16 protein-coding genes are annotated in these 21086 nt (G+C 35.4%); 13 read left to right on the top strand and 3 right to left on the bottom strand.

The genetic code is table 11. From position 1 onward, the window contains the following. Nucleotides 1–63 precede the first annotated feature (63 nt). Together XJ32_RS11455 and XJ32_RS11450 are read right to left on the bottom strand one after the other, a co-directional pair. A complete protein-coding gene (locus XJ32_RS11455; RefSeq protein ID WP_077389946.1) occupies nucleotides 64–4086 on the bottom strand; it encodes a hypothetical protein in 4023 nt (1340 codons plus the stop codon). Between the two features lie 211 nt (nucleotides 4087–4297). Next, complete coding sequence (locus XJ32_RS11450; RefSeq protein ID WP_254422390.1) at nucleotides 4298–5983, bottom strand: hypothetical protein; 1686 nt, start codon at nucleotides 5981–5983, stop codon at nucleotides 4298–4300. Between the two features lie 295 nt (nucleotides 5984–6278). Here XJ32_RS11450 and XJ32_RS11445 point away from each other — a divergent pair, with 295 nt between their 5' ends. From XJ32_RS11445 to dnaB, 5 genes are all read left to right on the top strand, one after another. After that, entirely contained in the window at nucleotides 6279–6935 is a 657-nt protein-coding gene (locus XJ32_RS11445) for an AtpZ/AtpI family protein (RefSeq protein ID WP_254422389.1), read from the top strand. An 83-nt stretch (nucleotides 6936–7018) separates the two neighbouring features. After that, a complete protein-coding gene (locus XJ32_RS11440; protein WP_077389943.1) occupies nucleotides 7019–7384 on the top strand; it encodes a PM1101 family membrane protein in 366 nt (121 codons plus the stop codon). Between the two features lie 174 nt (nucleotides 7385–7558). After that, nucleotides 7559–8902, top strand: a complete 1344-nt coding sequence (gene gatA / locus XJ32_RS11435) for an Asp-tRNA(Asn)/Glu-tRNA(Gln) amidotransferase subunit GatA (RefSeq protein ID WP_077389940.1) — start codon at nucleotides 7559–7561, stop codon at nucleotides 8900–8902. A gap of 155 nt (nucleotides 8903–9057) precedes the next feature. Then, a complete protein-coding gene (locus XJ32_RS11430) occupies nucleotides 9058–10239 on the top strand; it encodes a CapA family protein (protein WP_174566024.1) in 1182 nt (393 codons plus the stop codon). A 104-nt stretch (nucleotides 10240–10343) separates the two neighbouring features. Next, the gene (dnaB, locus tag XJ32_RS11425) at nucleotides 10344–11810 is read left to right on the top strand and encodes a replicative DNA helicase (protein ID WP_077389937.1); all 1467 of its coding nucleotides are present in this window, start codon (nucleotides 10344–10346) and stop codon (nucleotides 11808–11810) included. A gap of 496 nt (nucleotides 11811–12306) precedes the next feature. Here dnaB and XJ32_RS11420 read toward each other — a convergent pair whose 3' ends face one another. Beyond that, complete coding sequence (locus XJ32_RS11420; RefSeq protein WP_077389934.1) at nucleotides 12307–13842, bottom strand: anthranilate synthase component I family protein; 1536 nt, start codon at nucleotides 13840–13842, stop codon at nucleotides 12307–12309. A 286-nt stretch (nucleotides 13843–14128) separates the two neighbouring features. Here XJ32_RS11420 and XJ32_RS11415 point away from each other — a divergent pair, with 286 nt between their 5' ends. The 8 genes from XJ32_RS11415 (at nucleotide 14129) to XJ32_RS11380 (ending at nucleotide 21076) form a co-directional block, all read left to right on the top strand. Further along, the gene (locus XJ32_RS11415; RefSeq protein WP_077389931.1) at nucleotides 14129–14335 is read left to right on the top strand and encodes a DUF362 domain-containing protein; all 207 of its coding nucleotides are present in this window, start codon (nucleotides 14129–14131) and stop codon (nucleotides 14333–14335) included. A gap of 21 nt (nucleotides 14336–14356) precedes the next feature. After that, nucleotides 14357–15850, top strand: a complete 1494-nt coding sequence (locus XJ32_RS11410; RefSeq protein WP_077389928.1) for a Ppx/GppA phosphatase family protein — start codon at nucleotides 14357–14359, stop codon at nucleotides 15848–15850. Nucleotides 15851–15944: 94 nt separating this feature from the next. Then, on the top strand, nucleotides 15945–16490 hold the full coding sequence (locus XJ32_RS11405) for a DUF507 family protein (RefSeq protein WP_004086899.1): 546 nt from the start codon (nucleotides 15945–15947) through the stop codon (nucleotides 16488–16490). Nucleotides 16491–16493: 3 nt separating this feature from the next. Beyond that, nucleotides 16494–17639 (top strand): glutamine-hydrolyzing carbamoyl-phosphate synthase small subunit, encoded by a 1146-nt coding sequence (gene carA / locus XJ32_RS11400; RefSeq protein WP_077389925.1) that lies wholly within the window; start codon nucleotides 16494–16496, stop codon nucleotides 17637–17639. Nucleotides 17640–17808: 169 nt separating this feature from the next. Continuing rightward, a complete protein-coding gene (locus XJ32_RS11395; protein WP_077389922.1) occupies nucleotides 17809–18657 on the top strand; it encodes an aminotransferase class IV in 849 nt (282 codons plus the stop codon). 84 nt (nucleotides 18658–18741) lie between these two features. Then, nucleotides 18742–19407 (top strand): glycerol-3-phosphate 1-O-acyltransferase PlsY, encoded by a 666-nt coding sequence (gene plsY / locus XJ32_RS11390; protein WP_077389919.1) that lies wholly within the window; start codon nucleotides 18742–18744, stop codon nucleotides 19405–19407. Nucleotides 19408–19499: 92 nt separating this feature from the next. Further along, nucleotides 19500–20690 carry an MFS transporter gene (locus XJ32_RS11385; RefSeq protein WP_077389916.1) on the top strand — a complete coding sequence of 397 codons (1191 nt, stop codon included), beginning with the start codon at nucleotides 19500–19502 and terminating at the stop codon, nucleotides 20688–20690. A 98-nt stretch (nucleotides 20691–20788) separates the two neighbouring features. Beyond that, a complete protein-coding gene (locus XJ32_RS11380; RefSeq protein ID WP_005219764.1) occupies nucleotides 20789–21076 on the top strand; it encodes an SEL1-like repeat protein in 288 nt (95 codons plus the stop codon). Nucleotides 21077–21086 lie beyond the last annotated feature (10 nt).

The raw sequence follows: 21086 nt of genomic DNA, 5'->3' as shown, positions 1-21086 counted from the left end.
TCTTCGCTCAAGGCTTGGTCATGTATGCTTAATACACTCCCTTCGCCTTTCACTCGATAACCCTTAAAATTGCCTTGCAATACTTCCGCATAGAATCTTTACCTTTCTATAAAGGCTTAGTTGGTCTTCTAAGCTTTGATGTGCTAGATTTTCACTTAAAGCCCCTGCAAATCTAGCCATTATCTTATGCACGAAGTTATAGAATAATAAAAGCGTTCTACCAAATAATCCATTAGCACTGCTTATTAATACATTTGCAGGTTTGCTTCCTACACTTCGCTGTATTGCTTGTAAAAACTCATTATCGCCATTATATAGCCTTTGTGCTTGTTTGAGATTTGAGACTAGATTCTTTAAGCCTTCATCTGTAATGCTATGTTCTATCTTCTCTAAATCTTGTATTAATTCCTGCCATTTAACCGCCCTAAATTGTCCATTCCCATTGGCTATATTTCTTTGTATGAGTTCTTTTATAGCTTGGGCTTGTAAGTTTGTATCAGTATTATTTGCAATGCGATTAAAGACTTTGTTATTAAAGCCTTCTTCTCTTTGTGCTTGTTTGAGTATAGCTTTATTAAAGTTATCTTCGCTTAAGTCTTTTTCTCTCTTTTTAGTCTTTACACTATCTTTATAGAAATCACTCTCTTTAAACTTCGCATAGTCTGCATACTCTTTGTTTATATCTTTATAATTCTTTAAAAGCTTTGCTGTATTAATGCCACTTTGCTGTGCTATATCTTGCAAGGCATTCTCTACTGCTGAATCTATCTCTTTATTAATGGCTTGTAAATGTTTGAAACTTGCATTTTTAAAATCTTTACTTCTTAATATATCATTGTAGTATTTGCGGATATTGAGTAAATCATCAATATTTAGATTTGGCTCTATGAACTCAAGCATATCATCATCAAAGCTTTTAATACCCCTTGCTTGTAGCTTTTGTAGCATTGCATTAATAGTCTGCCCTGCGTTTGTTACATGTGGGATACTCTCTTTTAAATCCATTAAAATATCAGCTATTTTTGTGCCAGTGCTACTAAAATTGATATTATCAAGTGTCCTTTTAATATCATATTCTACCTTACCATATCTATCCTTTAAGCCTTTTGCATAGCTAGAATCCATATCTTTAAACATTCTTTGCGTAAGGGCTTCACTCTCTATGCTTTTTGCTACTTGTGCTGCCCTTTTATCTATAAACTGCCCAAAGTTTAGTGCAAGTGTAGGATTCTTAGCTAATACACCACTTAAAGCAGATTGCAAAGCTTCATTTTGACTTACAAAGCGTAAAAACTTCTCTCTTTCATGTCTTGTAGCCTTGCCCTCAAACATATCTTGCATTAAACTCATAATAGGACGATTAGATTCCATACTTGTAGTTTGAAAGCTTTCAAACTCTTTACTTAAGGCTTCTAGCTTGTCTTTACCTTTTGTCATACTCTCTTTATTGATAAACTTTTCATACTGCCAAGCGTTTTTAAGCCTCTCTAGCTTAGGAATGCTTGAATCACTCTTATAATCAGCAAGACTTTTTCCATTTAAAAACTCTTTTTGTGCGGCTTCTTTTATAGCCTCTCTCTCGTTATTATCAAGTGCATTTTTAGCTAGGAAGTTTGTAACTGCATTTACATTGCCATTTGCTAACTTTTGAGTTTCATTTACAATCTTATTGCCAATTCCACTTAAGCCATCAAGGTTAGCATTTTTAATAGCCTTGTAGCCTTGCTTTATACCAGCTCCAGCACCTACTATAATAATATCCCCTGCTATGCTTAATGTAGCTGCTTCTGCTGCCCTTTTTAATCCGCCATCTTTATTTTTATAACCTGTCGTCCATGAGTTTATTTCTTCATCTGCAATAGCACCAGCCGCAGCACCCACAGCAGCTCCAGCACTAGAATATACTCCAGCCTTTGCAGCAGTCTGCCAATAATTTTTGCTCGGTTTTTTAAGGGCTTTTTTAAGTCCCCACCAAGCCCCACCTAAAGATGAAGTAATTTCTGCGGCACTATCATGTATTCCGTGCAGTATGCTTTCTAAAAAGCCTTGTTCTAACGCTTGATACTGGTCGCCCTTTCTTATAACTACCTGTCCGCTTCTTGTTAGTGCTACTTCATCTACATCTTTAAAGTTATCATCTGTTTTTAAAATATATTCTAAATCATTGATATAGCTTTGTGCTAATTCCATATTTTTTTCAGGCTCTTTAAGAAGATTGAATACAAATCTGCCATAATCATGCTGATTTTTCATCGTCATAGCTTTAGCGATTAAATCACTATCTGCTAAGACTTTAGCAGGGGAGTTATCCCATTCTTGTTTTAGCTTAGTGATTGATTTATCCAAGTTTTCCCATGCTTTTGCTTCTTTAGGGCTGCCTTGTGCTTCTACATATTCTATTAATTTATCTCTTGTTTCCTTATCCCATATCTCTTCTGCCTTTTTACTTGCTACTAGTGAGTTTTGAAGGCTTCCTACAAAGGTTAAAAAATCATCATAATCACTGCCTTCTTTTCTGCTTTTAGCTATATACTCCCCCATACTAGTATCACTCCAATTTGGCAGATTATATTCATCTAAGACTAATTCAGCCTTATTTTTAAAGGCATCTCTTGTCATTCCATGAAAAATAGTATCAGCCGCACCTTCAAGTGTCATAGCTGCCCCATCTAATGCTAATTTAGTCAAACCACCTGCAGCATTTCCTGCCGCAGCGGCATAATTTCCTTTATTGAAATTATCAACTACATTTATATCTTGCCATGTTTCTTGCAAGTAGTTAGGCTTTAAACGCTTTGCTATCTCTTTGTTATATTCTTGTTGTGTAGCGTCTTTTTCATCTTTATGCCTACCTTGTGTTTTATTAACCTTATCTAAGCCTTGCTTTAAGGCTTTATCTATTTCTTCTTTTTTTAATATGCCAAGTTGCCTATCAACACTTAATCCAGCTTTATTTTGTTCTATTGAGTTTTCAACTGAATCACTACTAAACTCGTCTAGCACTTTATCTTTCAATAAATGATTAAACCAACCATTAGCATAGCTTTTATCTTGCTCTCCTTTCATAAAATCTCTTTTTTGTTCTGCAAAGGCTTTAATGCTATCATTGCCTATTGTATTTTTACTCTCTTTATCATCAACAGAATCTAGCCCACTTGCATTGCCCTCACTTCCTTTAAACTCTGTCTTAATCCCTACATTACCGCCCTTATTATAAAACTCTGCCAAACTTGCATAATCTTTAATGCCATTATCTTTTAATATGCCATATTGCATATATTGGTCTAAAATATCTTTATATGCTTTAGAGTTTTCCCCATGTATCTTTTTAGCAGTCTCTAGGGCTGCTACTGCATTATCTATTATGTTATATCTTTGAAAGACTTCATCATCTATATTTGCATTACTATCGAAATTTTCTAATAGCCTTAATTTTGCTGCCATAGCTAGTTTATGATTGCTAAACTCATGCGGTTTGCCTAAGAATGCAGTTGTATTTCTTGTATATGCTGATTGATTAAAGTTTGTTGCATACTTTGTAGATTCTATCTCTCTTTGTAGTCTGCTTTTTTTAGGTGGTGTTTGTATTTGTGGAATCTGTGTTTGTTGTGGCATTTCACTTTGTGGTTTGAAATCTTTATCACTACTTAGGGCTATTTGAGTATTAAAGGGCTTTTGTGTAGTCTGTGTGTTATTTGCGTTAGTCTTTGCTTGTGTAGGTGTGGTGTTTGTATGTGTTTGTGGTGTTGTATTGTTAGCTTGTGGGAGTGTATTTTGGTTTGTTTGCATAGATAAGACATTGCTACCCATACTGATAGCATTACCGATATTTTTTTGTGTGTTGCTATGTTGTGGATTTTGTGTATTTTTTGTGGAATCTGTGTTAATTTGTGGGATTTTTCCTTGTGGCAATTTTGGTGGTAATTGCAATGATTGTGTTGTTTGTGTATTCTGTGTGCTTAGATTAGGATTAATGGTAGTATCTTGTGATTGTTTTAAAAGGTTTGTAGTCTTTAAGCTTTCAAGTGTATTGTTAATGAGTTTATTATCATTTTCTGCTTGTGTTGGTGTGAGTATGTATCCCATGCAATGCCTTTTTTAAGTATTTGCATGAGAATAGCAGATGTTAAGAATTAAATATATGTCGGTTATTATCCACATCAAGTAATACTATGTGTGGCAATATTGCGAGACAATTTTAAGGGTTATTAAGCTTTTTGTGAGGGAGTGTATATATAATACATGACCGAAACAAAAAGTGAAAATTCCCTTAAAAGTGTCCGCCAAGATTGCCACACTAAGTTTTACTTATCGCATACACCTTTTGACATGCCCTAGTAAATAACTCTAGCAAGTCTTCTTTACTTAATTGATAGATACTCTCTTTTAATCTCATCTTATAAGGTGCTACATCATAAGCTTCAAATAGCTCATCTTTCATATCAGTAAAGTAGGCTTTTCTAAATATCTGCCCTATTGCCCCTACTTGAATATTATTTCCTACATTGATAAAATTTTGTCTTTTTTCAGGCGTATTAGATACATTCTTATCCCCAGCATGATTTTTTTGTGTTATCCATGTTTCTTTTACCTTTTGCATATCAAAACCTACTTTAGCTTCATCATATACAATAAACCAAAACAATTCATGTATATAATCAGTCTCTAGTGGGTCTTCCCAAACACAATTAAATCTATCTATCTTTAACTCATCGCTTGTTTCATTCCTTGCAATATAGCTATTTGGATTCTTAGAGAAAACTACATTTAAAGAGTCTAGCCCTTGTGGTGTTTGATTTATAGGGTCTTCAAGCCTTGTCCTTGTTATAACCCCTTGTGCTTCTTTAATCCATACTTCTAAATTATCTGTAAAAGTTTCATTACTCATATTTTTTACTGCTTCGCTAAAAGCATGTGTAAAGGTCATGCCTTGTTCTACACTCTCTTTTTCGATAATAAGGCTTTCTAGTGTTTGCAAATGTGCTTCATCTTTGCTTTGTAAGAATGGATAAGCACTTATATGTGTAGAGAGTATTTGATAGCCAACAGGGGCATAACCTATTAGCGTCTGCTTTTGTGTGTAGTTTATTCTTTGTGTATCATATAAATCTTGCAATTCTTTCTTTCTCTTTTCAGTGATAGTTGTATGCAGCAAAGTCATATTATTATCATTTTGTGCGATTTTAAATAATTCCTGCCATACAAAGCCTATAACATACATAAAGCTTAATTGTTCTGTATTCATTGTTTGCAAGTTAGGTAAAAGACTTGTGAAATTTATGCTTTTAGGTGTGTTTTGTGGTGTGGTAGTTGGTGGTGTAGGATTGATTATTGTTTGTTTTTCAATAACCTTTATTGCTACCGCCCTTCTTATACTCTCATTATCTCTTATGCCCTCAATAGTTAGCATAGTATCACCTTGAAGATTTGCAGTGATTTCTTTTGTAGCTTCATTGAAACTTGCAATAGTATCATCTTGCATATTACTTGTATAACTTGTAGCATTTGTGATAATCTCTATTGTTTGTGTAGTCCCTACTTCTAATTCTAGCTTTTCAGGTTTTATCCCCAAAGTTAAAGGCAAAGGCGGCGGCGGTGTTGGTGTTACTTGTGGTGGAGTAGGTGCAGGTAAAGGAATACCAGCAGTTACATCATTAGGCTGACTTGGTTTAGTAATAGCTTCATCATTGCCATTTCTTAATTCAAAATACACTATATCTACATGCCCTTTTACAAAGCCTTCTCCAACAGATATATTGACTACTTCATTAGGATTAAGTTTAAATACGCCAAACTTTACCTCGCCACTTGTGCCTAACAAATCCCCATCATACGCCCCACTAGAGAGTTTTACATTTTGTGTTTCATTCGCCCAATATGACCTTTTATATCTATCCCCTATTGCCCACCAGCCGTCCCAACCAGTGCAGAGCCATTGTCTATAAATCTGCTTATTTGTTATTGTATTTGCTTCTATACTCAATCCAGCATTAGAGCTAAGATAGCTTCCAAAGATTAAAGTGAAATATCTCTATTGCTGTATTTATATATCATTGTTTGCGTTGTGATTGCATTCGCAAGCCTTATTGTGCTATACTAACTATAGAGCCCCTACATTTATTTTCATGCATTACACTTTAACCACAATACAGCATTTAAAAAGTTTAGTTATAATCCAAAGAAGCTTTAAGCTGTATTTTTTGTGTCATTGTGTGCCATGTGTATGTTATTTGCCAAAAAGTGCATAAAGCTACAACGGACTCAAAGGACATAGAATAATGCTTGTAGATTCCAAAACAAATTTAAATAAAGATAGTCTGCCTTTTTCAAAAGATCAACACAACAAGTCCTTAGAATCTAAACAGGATGTACTTCTATGCCCTGCATATACCCAAATGATTGAGAGGCTAGATTTTAGAAATGGTGTAGATAAAACACAGCAAGAAAAAGATTCTAAAACAACTTGTCATGTTGGACATCGCGAAGCATCTAACATGGAATTTAAACGAGGTTTTGTTTCAAAGACTCAAAATAACAATGAGTTGGAATCTACAAAAAACACAGATAAGACACCACAAGAAGAAAACTCCAAAGAAAGAGATTCTCAAAACGCAGATTCTAAAGATGGTAAGATAAAGACTCTAACTCGCAGTGCCAATGACCTATCACTTGGAATCTCAATGATTGTAGCAGTGCTTTTAGGGCTTGGGATAGGCTATCTATTATATAAATGGCTTGGGTATTATTGGCTTATATGGGTGGGGCTTGGCTATGGTGTGGCAGCAGCTATCCTTAATGTAGTAAAAGCATATAAAAGGCTTTATAAAGACTTAGATTCACTCAAACATGAAGAAAAGTATAAATACATGCAGGATAGAATCCTAGAAAAAAGAGAGAGAGAAGCTATGCAGAGAAAAGAAAAGAAGGATACATAAAATTAACATTAAATTTTATAAACATTTACTATATATATATATATATTACTATCTACATTTAATTTTATTTTTAGGAGATTTTTATGGCAATAAGTAGTGAAAAAGAGTTAGCAGCAGCTATTGAAAGAGGTGATGATTATATTGAAATTGAGTTGGGTTTAGGTGGCAAGGTAATAAAAATTAAAGCAGCAGGTAAAGTGGCTTGGGCAATAGCGATAGGTGCAATTGGTTTTGCTGTTGTAGCGATTGTTGCAGCTCCAGCAACAGGTGGTGTTAGCTCCGCTGCAGTAGCAGCAGCGGCTCCAGCGGCAGTTGGGGTATTGGGAGTGGGGGCAACTACTACAGCGGTTGCTATTGCCGTAGCTGCAGGTGGTGTTGGTGTTTTAAATAAGTTGAGAGGTTATGATGTAGAAAAAGTGGGAGATAAAGTCATACTAAGGAAAAAATAAGCTATATCTACATTCTTAGTATTTTATTATTGCTTAACACATTAGGATTATGTATCAAATCATAATCTTAACACTATCACAACGACTCTAGATTCTCACATTCCACAAAAAGCATATAAGACCAAATAATTCTTAAATTTTTGTTATAATTTCATCTTTTTATAAAGGAATATCATGCTAACACTTAAACAAGCTATGGCATTACATGCTAATGAGATAGAATCTCTTAAAGAACAAATGATACAAGATATTAAAGCTAAACAAGAACTAAACGCCTATATAGAGACGCCTGAATTAAACGAAAATGATAAAGGCAAGATTCCCATTCTAATAAAAGATAATATTTGCGTAAAAGATTCTAAACTCACTTGTGCGAGTAGGATTTTGCATGGTTATGTATCCCCATATAGTGCAACAGCGGTTACTAAACTACAAGATTCTAATATGTGTGCGTTTGGTAGGGCAAATATGGACGAGTTTGGCATGGGTAGCACGACTGAGAAAAGCTGCTATGGTCGCACGAAAAATCCAATTGACACAAGTCGTGTGCCGGGTGGGTCTAGCGGTGGGAGTGCCGCAGCAGTCGCCGCTAAGATTGCCATAGCTAGTCTAGGCAGTGATACAGGTGGAAGCATTAGGCAGCCTGCTAGCTATTGCGGTGTGGTGGGCTTAAAGCCAACTTATGGTAGAGTGTCTCGCTATGGACTTGTGGCATATAGCTCAAGTTTAGAGCAGATTGGACCGATTACGCAAAATGTAGAAGATGCAAGCATTTTGCTTGATATTATTAGCGGAGTTTGCAAGAGAGATTCGACAAGTGCAAACCTTGCACCTACAAAGACTTTTGATAAGCTTAATCCCAAAAGGATTCTAAAGATTGCTATACTAGAAGACTTTGTAAAAGATGCAGATGAAGCGGTGCAAAAAGCCTATTATGACACGATTAAGATTCTAGAAGATATGGGGCATAGCATCATAAAAGCACAAATGCTTGATACCACGCACCATATAAGTGCGTATTATATTATCGCTATGGCAGAGGCAAGTGCCAATCTTGCGCGTTTTGATGGTGTGAGATATGGCAGTCGTATAGAGGGGCAGAATTTGCAGGATTTATATTTCAAAACACGCGCGCAATTTGGCGATGAAGTGCAAAAACGCATTTTGCTAGGCTCTTTTGTGCTAAGTAGTGGCTATTATGATGCTTACTATCTTAAAGCTCAAAAAGTGCGAGAACTCATTAGACAGCAATATGCAAGTATCTTTAGCGAATGTGATACAATCTTGCTTCCAGTAGCCCCCAATGTCGCCCCAACATTTAATGCTACAAAAAGCTCCCTTGAAATGTATCTAAGCGATATTTACACTATCGGTGTGAATCTTGCAGGACTTCCAGCTATAAGCCTTCCAGTTGTAAAATCGCCTTTACCCATAGGAATGCAATTTATAGGCAGTGCCTTTAGTGAGCAAACAATACTTGATGCTGCCTTTGGACTAGAACAGAATCTAGGGATATAGCGTTACTTTTATATAGATTCTAATATTTGCAAGGCATGAAAACTAGTATTAGAATCTTTGTGATTAAGAGATAAAACCATAATATTTTGTTAATAAAACACTACTAAAATTCACACATTTTTAAAATAATAACCCCATAATTTTTAAGGAATATCATGCCTATCATCACAAATAAAACTAGATTCTATAATCTCATGCTTTTATGCTTTCTATGCCTTTATATATTTAGCTTCATAGCATGCAGTGATAAAGAGAAAAAGCAGCAAGAGATAAAAAAAGATTCTAAAGTTATAGAATCTAAGATAAATAATGAACTCACACTTATAATGGGTGGTGATGCACTTTTGCATACCGCAGTATATAATGACGCAAAATACACATTGTCACAAGAAAAAGATTCTAAAGCAAAGCCCATAATTAGCTATGATTTTAGTAAAATGTTTATACACACAGCCACGCTTATCTCACAATATGACCTAGCTTTTTATAATCAAGAGACAATTCTAGGTGGAAAAGAGCTAGGGCTAAGTAGCTATCCTGCATTTAACTCACCGCAGGAATTTGGCGACTGCATGATTAATCTAGGATTTAATCTCATCTCACTTGCAAATAATCACACACTAGATCGTGGCGAAAAAGCGATTATAAACTCACGAGAGTATTGGAGTAAAAAGCCTGTGATTGCCGCTGGAAGCTATATAAGTGAAAATGAAAGAAACACAGCAAAAATCTATGAAAAAAATGGTATAACCTACACGCTACTTGCCTACACTTATGGCACAAATGGCATACCTATCCCAAAGAATAAAGAATATTTAGTCAATGTGTATAATAAGGAAATGCTAAAAAAAGACATAGAAAATGTGCGTAATAAAGTGGATTTACTCATGGTTTCAATGCACTGGGGCAATGAGTATGATTTTAAGCCAAATAAAGAGCAAGAAGAATTCGCACACTATCTCTCAACACTTGGTGTGGATATAATAATCGGTCATCATCCCCATGTCGTGCAGCCTATTGAGTGGATTAATAACACGCTTGTAATCTATTCGCTTGGCAATATGATTTCTGCACAAAAAGGCTTGGAAAAACGCGTTGGAATGTTTGCTGGGGTAACAATCAAAAAAGATTCTAAAAGCAAGAAGATAACCCTGCATGACCTGCATACACATCTCATCTATACTTATTATGATAAAAATAGAAAGAATTTTAGCATTTATCCCTTTACAAAGCTAAATGAAAAGATTTTGCCAAACTATAAGCAAATCTATAATGACTATCTAAAGATAGTTACACAAAGAGATATGACAGATTCTATACGCACGACAAGGCTTTAAATATTGCGTGTGAAATACATGTAACATAATCTCTATTTATCATATTACCACAATGAAATTGTATTGTAACAGCTATCATTACTAACACAAAGCAAAGGAAACACATGCAAGAGCTAGAAAGCAAGATTGAAAGGGTTGTGCTATCTGCGATTCTTTTTAGTCCAGATAAGTTTGATGAGATATGTGATAGTCTAGTTGCACAAGATTTTTCACTGCCCTTGCATGTTGAAATGTTTAAGGCATGTGAGAATCTGCATAGAAATGAGACGCCCATTACCCCCGAATTCCTTTGTATAGAAATGCAAAAAAGCATGAAAGTAAGCCTTGATGATATTGCATTAATTGCTGCTGAATCTCCCATTGCCGACATAGATACCTATGTCAAAATGATTAAAAATAGTTCTATTAAAAGAAATCTTTTTTCTCTAGCAAGCTTTATGCGAGATGAGAGTATGAAGCCAGATTCTATCGCACAAAATATCCTTGCAGATATAGAGCAAAAAGTCTATGCCCTAAGCATACAAGATACAAATAATGCGTTTAAAAATGCCTATGAAGTTGTAGAATCTACCATGCGTCTTATTAAAGAGAATCAAGCAAAGCATGGTGCTTTAAAAGGTATAGATACAGGCTTTAGTAAGCTAAATAACGCTACCACAGGCTTTAATGCAGGTGAGCTAATAGTCATTGGTGCAAGACCTGCGATGGGTAAAACTGCCCTAATCCTTAGCATGACCTTAAAGATTCTAAGCAGTCAAAAAGGTGTAGCAATCTTTAGCCTTGAAATGCCAGCGGAACAACTTATGACAAGAATGCTTTCGGCAAAAAGCATGGTGCCACTGCAAAATGTGCGTTCAGGTAGTATGGATGATAATGAATTTACAAAGCTTTCAAAATCCGCTCAAGAACTCTGTGAAACACATATCTATATTGATGATAACCCACATTTAAGCCTTGCAGGACTCCGCACAAAGCTAAGGAAGCTAAAGATTAAAGACCCTAGTGTAAGCATTGTTATGATTGATTATCTCCAGCTTATGTCTGGCATGTCAAATGCGAATGCAGCGGCTAGACATGAGATTATCGCTGAGATTAGTCGCGGATTAAAGAATCTTGCCCGTGAGTTAAAAATCCCTATTGTTGCATTATCACAACTTAATCGTGCCTTAGAGCTAAGAGATGATAAACGACCGATTATGTCGGATTTACGCGAGAGTGGGTCTATCGAGCAAGATGCTGATGTGATTTTATTTTTATATCGCGATGAGGTGTATAAAGAAAGGGAGTCGAGAAATCGAATCGCAAAGCAGAAAAAGAGTAAAAGCGAAGATTCTAGTGTTGAAATAGAGGAGCAATACAAAGCCCCAGAGGTGCATGAAGCAGAACTCATTCTAGCAAAAAATCGCAATGGCGAAACACGCACAATAAAGATTGAATACAATAGCAAATACACGCTTTTTGTAGATAGAAACGAAGAGAGAGAAATCAAAATGGCAGCACAATCTAGCACCGCCCTTATAGGTGATGTGCAAACTATTAATCTTAATGATGGAGTATTGCCTAAATTTTAGGTGTATTTCTGGGACGAATAGCTTTTAATCATTGCATGAAATCTAAACTAAGTGAGTCTAATGGTGCCACAATATGCTTTTTCTTATTGTTACCTTGCGGTAATTAGTCGTTAGAAAATGCCAGTTACTATTAGAAACTAAAGTTGATATTTTCGCTATTTATATGATAGTTATCACAATTACATGGGACATATATTTCACTTTTACATTGAATGAAACTCAAGACGCTGTTAGGTTGATGGAGATTTGGTTACATTATTATAGCCTAGAACCTGGTTTCTAAATTATTAGGCAGTCCATTAAATTAAATATTCACGTTATAAAACTCTACTATGTGTTGTATTTGCAATTTTCGCAATACAAGCAAAATAACTTAACATAAACTTATGGAAATATAAGCAAAAAGTCTGTATTGCTTTGAATTTTAAATTCTTGCTATCTCGCACCCTAAACCCTGCGCTCACCTATAAGGGCAGAAATTCTAAAACTCTAATCCCTATAATGAAAGCCCTTTTGGTTGTATCAAAATATCATAAAGGGCTTTCATTTTATTACATGTTTCAATATATTCATTCGTAGGGATAGAATCCATGACAATGCCTGCTCCAGCTTGTAAATAATAGATCCCATCTTGCAATACCGCAGAACGCAAAGTAATCGCAGAATCTAAATCGCCATTTCTAGTAAAATACAAAATCGCACCAGAATAAATAGATCGTTTATGTGTCTCATATTGTGCGAGTTTTGTGATCGCTTCAATCTTTGGTGCTCCACTCACCGTTCCAGCAGGGAAACATGCCTTAAAACAATCATTATTATCCCGCCCTTCCATAATCTCACCGCATATCTCTGATACAATATGCATAACGCTTGAGTATCGCTCAATAACCTTAAACGCATTTACTTTCACGCTTCCAATCTTAGCATTTCGCCCAATATCATTTCGCCCTAAATCAACAAGCATTAAATGTTCTGCATTCTCTTTCTCATCTTCTAGCAATTCTTGCTCTAAGATTCTATCCTCTTGTGCGTTTGCCCCCCTTTTTCTAGTCCCAGCGATAGGTCGCAAAGTCTGTATATTATCCTTGCATTGCAGCATGACTTCAGGGCTAGCCCCAATAACGCTAAATGTCCCAAAATCTAAATAATACATATATGGGCTTGGATTATTATGTCTTAATGTCTCATAGAAATACAGCGGATTCATATTGCTTTTAATGGCGATAGCTCGACTAAGCACACATTGTAAAAATGTGCCCTTATAAATCTCATCTTTAATCCTTGCTACATTCGCTTCATACCATTCTTTAGAATCTTCATACACAACGCTAGATTCTAAAACCTTATGCCCGTTTAAAAGCTCATTTGTCTGTGTATTTTGTAGTGATAGAATCTCTTGCTGCAATGCTTCCAGCTTTGCCTTAGCCCCATTATCTAGTGAATTTATCACAATATACATAGAATCATAAAAATGATCAAATACAACGCATTCTTGCGGGAATACAAGCAAGGCTTCAGGTGCATTATATAGGCTTTCTTGCTGAAATACCACATTTTCACATTCACTAAAAAATTCATAGCCAACATAGCCTAGCCCACCAAGTGGCAAGGGCAGAGATTCTAAAATCTTTGGGATTTTAGGCAAAGCATTTCTAAACACCTTTGCAAGCTCTAAAAAATCAAAACTAGGCTTATCTTTTATGCGGTTATTTTGTATAGAAAGAATAGAATCTTTTAGCTGCATTAAAAAAGGGGGTAACTCTTCATAATCTGTAAGATTTGACAAAGAAAAACTATTTGCCCCATTTTTTGGAGAATCTTTTATATAGGTTTCAAATGTATAGTCTTTATCTCTTTTTTGTAAGCCAAAATTTACATTACGAACGATTATAGAATATCGCCCCTTACCACTTTCAAGTGAAGCAGATTCTAATAAAAAATGTGCGTTAATGCCCTTATATACTGCAAGTGGTGTATGCATATTCGCATTCATATAAGTATAGGCAAACTGCGTATCTTCTTGTTTTACCATAAATCCCCTTTATTGACTACTTGTGTTTCTTTTTTGGAATCTAAACTCTATTTGGATTTTATACTAAAAATTTTACTTAACACAATATTTACTTTATAGAGATTCCAAATATCAAAAATCATAAATTATAGCAAAATATTATGAAGTGTTTAGCCCTATCCCCTATATAAAACACTCTAAAAATATCATCAAACAAAACTATCACATAGTTTTCTAGTTTAAGTTTTATTGTATAATACACAAAGTTTTTAACCAAAATCTTTAACACAAAATATTAGGAAATAAAATGTCTTCACTCGCCATTCTTACTCAATGTATTGCTTGTGATGCGTGTCGCGATGTATGTCCTACACAAGCCATTAGCATTGGAGAGCCCATTTATATCATCGCACAAGACAAATGTATTCTTTGTGCGGGTTATGCAGAAAGCCCAAATTGCATAGAAGTCTGCCCTGTTGATGCGATTATTGATACAAAAGATATGGGGCATTGACCTTACTTATAAAGGATAACTATGGCAAAAATTACAACGATTATAGATATTGGATCAAACTCGGCAAGAATGGCGATCTTTCAAAAAACAAGTCGCTACGGATTCCACCTTATCCATGAGTTAAAGTCAAAAGTGCGTATTTCTGAAGGAAGTTACGAGCATGATTCTTACTTGCAACCACAAGCAATGGCAAGGGCTTTAAACGCATTAAAAGAGTTTAAAAAAGTAAGTGATTCACTAAAGAGTAGAAAGCTTATCTGTGTGGCGACTTCAGCCCTGCGAGATGCACCAAATAAAGCCGAGTTTATAGCACAAGTGAAAAAGGAATGTGGCATTGCTATAAAGGTTATAGACGGCACGAAAGAAGCCTATTATGGAGCATTAGCTTGTGCGAATCTATTGCATGAAAAAAGTGGTGTTACCATTGATATTGGCGGTGGTAGCACAGAGCTTGCCTGTATTGAAAATGGCGTGATACAAACGATGGTATCACTCAATCTAGGGAGTATCCGCTTAAAAGAGCTATTTTTTGATCACAATAACATGCAAGAAGCATATAGGTATGTAAGAAAGTATGTAAAAGAACATATCAAGGATATTAAAGCCTTTTGTGCGAGTTCATCTTTTATGAACAATCTTAATGTTTTTGGGATAGGTGGCAGCATTCGCGCGTATGCAAAATATGAAATGGATTTAGAATCTTATGCGTTTAATTTTCTGCATGGCTATGAGCTTTGTGTGGAGAATATCTTAGAGCATTTAGAGACCATTACACATGCAAGTAATGAATGGCTTTTAGAGAGTGGCTTTGAAGAGGGGCGTATAGATTCTATACGACCGGGCTTACTTATTTTACAAGTGATTTTAGAGGAATTGAGTGCGAAAAAGCTTATTATAAGTGGTGTTGGTGTGCGTGAGGGGGCGTTTTTAAACGATATGCTTCGTTATCATCATGGAAAGCTTCCAAATGATATTAACCCAAGTGTAAGATCCTTGCAAGATATTTTTCTCACAAGCCTTGATGATTCTAAAACAATCAGCAAACACACAAAAACACTTTTTAATCTTTTAAAAGAGCCTTATGACTTAGAAGATTCTCACCTGCAAGCCTTGCAGGTTGCTAGCAAACTCTATAATATTGGTGCAAACTTTAACTTCTATCAAGCACATAAACATAGTGCCTATATTGCATTGCATTCCCTGCATTATGGCTTTGGACATAAAGAGCGTTATACGATTGCCACACTTTTAGAATCCTCACATAAAAAGCGACCAAAAATCATCACACAAACACTTGAGAATCTTTTGCCAGAACACGATGCCCTGCAGATTCTAAGCTTTATTTTTGCTTTAAGTGTCGCCCTTGCCAAAGAGAAAAAGATAACACTAGAATTTAGAGATTATACCCTTTCTATCGGCATACACGCCCTGCCACTGCAGCAAGCATTAAAAGAGATTGTATTGCCACGATTAGAAGAGTATCCGCGACTAGGTTTTATTGTCAATGAGATATGATTGTGAAATCTTATTGCCTTGATAAATTTATGTTATAATAAGCATTTTTATTTTAATAAAAACATAATGCAAATGGTTCTAAATAGGGGAAATCATGAAACTAAAACCACAACACGCACAATTCTTAGCAGAACGCATTATCCTTGAGTTAAGTCGCTCAAATCTAGTCCAAATTAATGCCGCTTTACCGAATCTAAACCGCCTTACCACAACACTCATAAAAGAAGATATGCAGCAAGAATACGCTATAGAATCTAAAGCAAGGGAATTGCTAGAAGCACACCAAGATACAATTGAAGAAGATGAGGTCAATGAAAAGCAACTCTTTGCAATGATAAAAAAGCAGCTTGCAAAAGAAAAGGGCTTTCTACTTTCATATAAAGAGCGTTACAGCCAATTAGCACACGACATTCTAGACGCACTTTTTGAAGAAAGCTATATTGATTTTAATGTGCCAGAAAATGTTGTGAAAAACTTTGTTATAGAATCTATTGATTCCTATTTTGATTTCCACGAGCATGCTTATGATAATGCGGTTGAAAAAATCAAAAATTATAAACGAAAGTTAATTCCGGGTAGTGAAGAGTATGAGTTAATTTTTGCAAAACTCTATGAAGAAGAACTCAATAAAAGGGCTTAAGCAATGAAACTACATGATATATGGCTCTATTTTGCGAATGGGCTTTTATTACAGGCAAAAGGCTTTGGCAAGGAAGGCACAGCTATTGGTGAAGCAGTCTTTAATACCTCTATGACAGGCTATCAAGAGATTATTAGTGATCCAAGCTATGCGGGGCAGTTTATTGTTTTTTGTATGCCAGAGATTGGCATTGTCGGGTGTAATCCGCAGGATATGGAGAGTAGAAAGCCCTTTGCAAAAGGTGTGCTTATTAGAAATCTAAGTAGCATTAGCTCGAATTTTCGCTCTACGCAGGATTTGCAGTCATTTTTCATTGAGAATAATCTTATAGGGATTTGTAATGTCGATACGCGGGGCATTGTGAAAATGTTGCGTGATAATGGGGCTATGATGATGATCGCATCAAGTGAATTAAAAGATAGAGAATCTTTGCAGAAAGCCTTATTATCGGCTAAAAGGATAGAAGAGATAAATTATGTCGCAGAAGTTAGCACAGAAAAACCCTATATACATGATGAAAGCACTTTTGATTTTACTAACTTTTCATATCCAAAAATTGATATTAACGATAAAAATAAGAAAAAAATTATAGCCATCGATTATGGTATAAAGCGAAATATTCTAAATGAACTTAGCCAAGTAGGACTAATCGTAGAAGTCGTGCCGCATACCTTTGATGCAAAAACTTTAATAGAGAGATACAAGCAAAAAGAGATTAGCGGTATTTTTTTAAGTAATGGTCCGGGAGATCCTGTGTTATTGCAAGACCAGATTGAAAAGATCAAACTATTTATTAAAGAAAAGATTCCAATCTTTGGAATCTGTCTAGGACACCAGCTTTTAAGTAACGCGCATGGATATACTACCTATAAGCTTAAGTTTGGACAGCATGGTGGCAACCACCCAGTGAAAAACATGCAGACAAACACACTTGAAATCACCGCACAAAATCACAACTACAATGTGCCAGAATCTATAATAGAAGTCGCTACTATCACGCATAGAAATCTCTTTGATAATACGATTGAAGGGGTCTATTATAAAGATTCACCAATCTTTTCAGTCCAGCACCACCCAGAATCAAGCCCGGGACCACGCGAAGCAAGTAAGCTTTTTGCTGAATTTAGGGATTTAGTGGATAGGGTGTAGATTTATTAGAATCCTTGGTGCTATTCATATTTTCTATGACTTTAAAAAATATGAGAGTTTCACAAGTCTTACACGCACACAAAAAATATAAATCCATATCGCTTCTCTTTTAAACCTTTTTGAATAAGATTCTAAAAAATATAGATCTCATCACTAGGAACAAAACATTATGGACTTTTCTTTAATTGAAACAATGCTGCTACACAAAGATTCTGTATTTCTTTTGCATTCTCATTTATATAGGCTTTATAGTAGTGCAAAAGCATTGGGCTTTAACTATGCAGCCATAGAATCTGCTTTGAAACACTTAGATATAAATACACCGCATACCCATAAAGATTTAAATATATTAGAATCTTTAGAGATTTTAGCTAAATCTAGTTTGCCAAACAGAGACATGCAATATCATATTATGAGATTAGAATCTTTTAGTTATTACACTCAATATAATAAAACAAACATGCTAGATTCTACACTTTATAACGATAATACAAACGCCACTCTGTGTTTATGGGATTCTATACATACGCTACAAAAGTTACTGCAAACAGGAAATAATGATTTTATCGCAAACGACTTCTCATTTTGCCGCCTACTCTTAACAAAAGAAGGGAATCTTACATATAGCATTCAAGCATTACAACCCATAAACAACACTAAAGTAAGATTAGCCACACTTGATACTATAACGCCACTAAGCTATCATAAAACTACAAAAAGAGAGCATTTCAAAGACGCTACGACAAGCATTGCTAAAAATGAATGCTTTGATTATATCTACATAGATAAAAATGGCAAGATACTTGAAGGCTCAAGAAGCAATATTATAATTGCTAAAAATGGTAAATACTACACACCACCACAAAGTTTAGGAATCCTTGCTGGGACACTGCGTAATACTCTTATAAAATGTGGTATATGCACTGAAAAGATTCTATATAAAAAGGATTTATATGAAGCAAGTGAGATTTATTGTATCAATTCCATTCGGGGTATTATCCCTGTAAATCTTGCATAATTTACACGCCATTGACGCACAAAGCGATGAAATCTACAAAAATAGGCTATAATCCTTAGCTAGATTCTACATAAAGGCATTTTAATGGATACAAATCCAAATATTTTATTATATATATGTGCGTATTTAATCGGTAGCATTCCTTTTGGTGCATTGCTTGTAAAGATTTTTGCGAAACAAAATATTTTAGAGATAGGCTCAAAAAGCACAGGGGCTACAAATGTATATCGTGCTTTTGCTGCGATTTCTCCGCAAAAAGCAAAGTTTTTCTCGCTGCTTACCTTATTGCTTGATGCGTTTAAGGGGCTGTTTGTCGTGCTTGTTGCAAAGATTATGGGTTTAAGCTTTGAGACACAATATGCCATTGCTATTCTTGCGATACTAGGGCATTGTTATAGTCCATTTTTAGGCTTTAATGGTGGAAAGGGTGTCGCCACTGCTATTGGTAGCGTTTTGCTTTTAATCCCAGTTGAGGGGGTTTGTGGGCTTATTGTATGGGGGATTGTTGGCAAGGTGTTTAAAATCTCTTCGCTTTCATCATTACTTGGGGTTTTAAGCGGTATTGTTTTAACCTTTGTTATACCAAATATATTTAGTCTGCCAGAATCTATTAATATCAACGCACAAATTGGCACACATGTCCCCGTTGTCTTAATTGGAATTATCATTATAAATACACATTGGGAGAATATCAAGCGTTTAGCATTAAAGCAAGAACAACAATTTACAGATAGTACTAAGACTGCATAGTATTATGTGTTTTAACCATGCTAGATTCTAATAAAGGTATTACAAGTAGCAATTCTCAATATAGCTTAAAGATTTAAGGATTTGGAGTTTATATGCCAGAGATTCCACAAAATAGACTTGAACAGAAATTATACACCATTACACATCGTCCAACTTTTATGTTTGCTCTCTTTTCAAGCACATCTATGACGGTGCTTGGTGGGACTATTATTGCTACTTCAATACCTGCTATTGAGAATCACTTCGCACATATTCCACATATTGAGACACTTTCAAAACTTGTGCTTACTTTGCCTGCTTTGTTTATCATGCTATTTTCGCCTTTAAGTGGAGTTTTAATCGATAAGTTTGGCAGGTTAAAATTCCTTATTGCTTCTATGTTTTTATGGAGTGTGAGTGGTGTCATTGGTGCATTTTGGGATAATATCTATTGGATTTTATTTACAAGGGCGCTTTTTGGCATTTCAACCGCATTTGTTATGACAGCTGCAAGTGCTTTAGTAGCAGATTATTATGTAGGGGAAGAGCGGCAAAAAGCCCTTGGATTGCAAGGCTTTGCTACTGCTTGTGGGAGTGCGTTATTTATGTCGCTTGGGGGGATTTTAGCCCATTTTGATTGGCATTATCCTTTTTATGTATATGGACTTGGAATCTTTTTAATGCTTTTTGTTGCTACCACACTTTTTGAGCCTCGCCCTCTTAAGAAAGTCGCACATGTAGAGACTTCTAGCAAGGAATTTAAAATTATATCTATACTGCCTTGCTATTTCTTTGGCTTTGTTATTATGATTGCTTACTACACTTCACCAACGCAGATTCCCTATCTCATCACACAGAATCTAGGACATAGTGAAATGCTTGTGGGATTCTGTATCTCTGCATCTGCCTTTGCGTATGGCACTTCATCGCTTCTCTATCCACGCATACGCAACTTTTTATCTGTTAAAGGGATTTATATCGTTGGATTCTTATGTATGGGGAGTGGTTTTTTGCTCATTTATGTATTGCATAATATTTATGCGGTGGTGCTGGGACTACTTTTAGTTGGCATTGGCGGCGGGGCAATCATTGTTAATAACTCTTCATTTCTGCTTTCAATAGTCCCAAAAGAACACATTGGTAAAGCCATTGGAATCTTGAGTGCTACGGCTTGTTTTGGGCAGTTTGTATCGCCATTTTTCTCACAGCCTATCGTGCAGCGTTATGGTATTATAGATTTATTTTTATATGTTGCATTATTGCTATATGCTATGTCAATGTTATCTCTTATAAAGCCAAAATAAAAAGATTCTATAAAATATTATGCAAAACTTGTAAAAAAAGTAAAAAATGTGAAATTTTACATTACAATTCATACTTATTTTATTGTAAAGGATTTGATATGCGTAAATTTATCTGCGTTATGGCAATGTTAGGATTTTGTGCTACTTCTATGTTTGCAGCAACTCTTGATGAAGCAAATAAGGCATATAATGATGGCGACTATGCAAAGGCTATAGAATCATATAAAAAGCTATGTGATGAAAAAGAAGCAAAAGCATGCACGGCTTTAGGCTATATGTATCGCAACGCAAAAGGTGTGAGTGAGAATACAACACTAGCCCAAGAATATTACAAGAAAGCGTGTGATTTAGGTGATAAAGAATCTTGCACAAATGCAAACTGGTAATCTTTAATAA

This window comes from Helicobacter bilis (genome assembly GCF_001999985.1).
Taxonomy (GTDB): Bacteria; Campylobacterota; Campylobacteria; order Campylobacterales; family Helicobacteraceae; genus Helicobacter_A; species Helicobacter_A rappini.
Note: the sequence above shows the minus strand (reverse complement) of the source record. Positions and strands in the feature narration are given on the sequence as shown.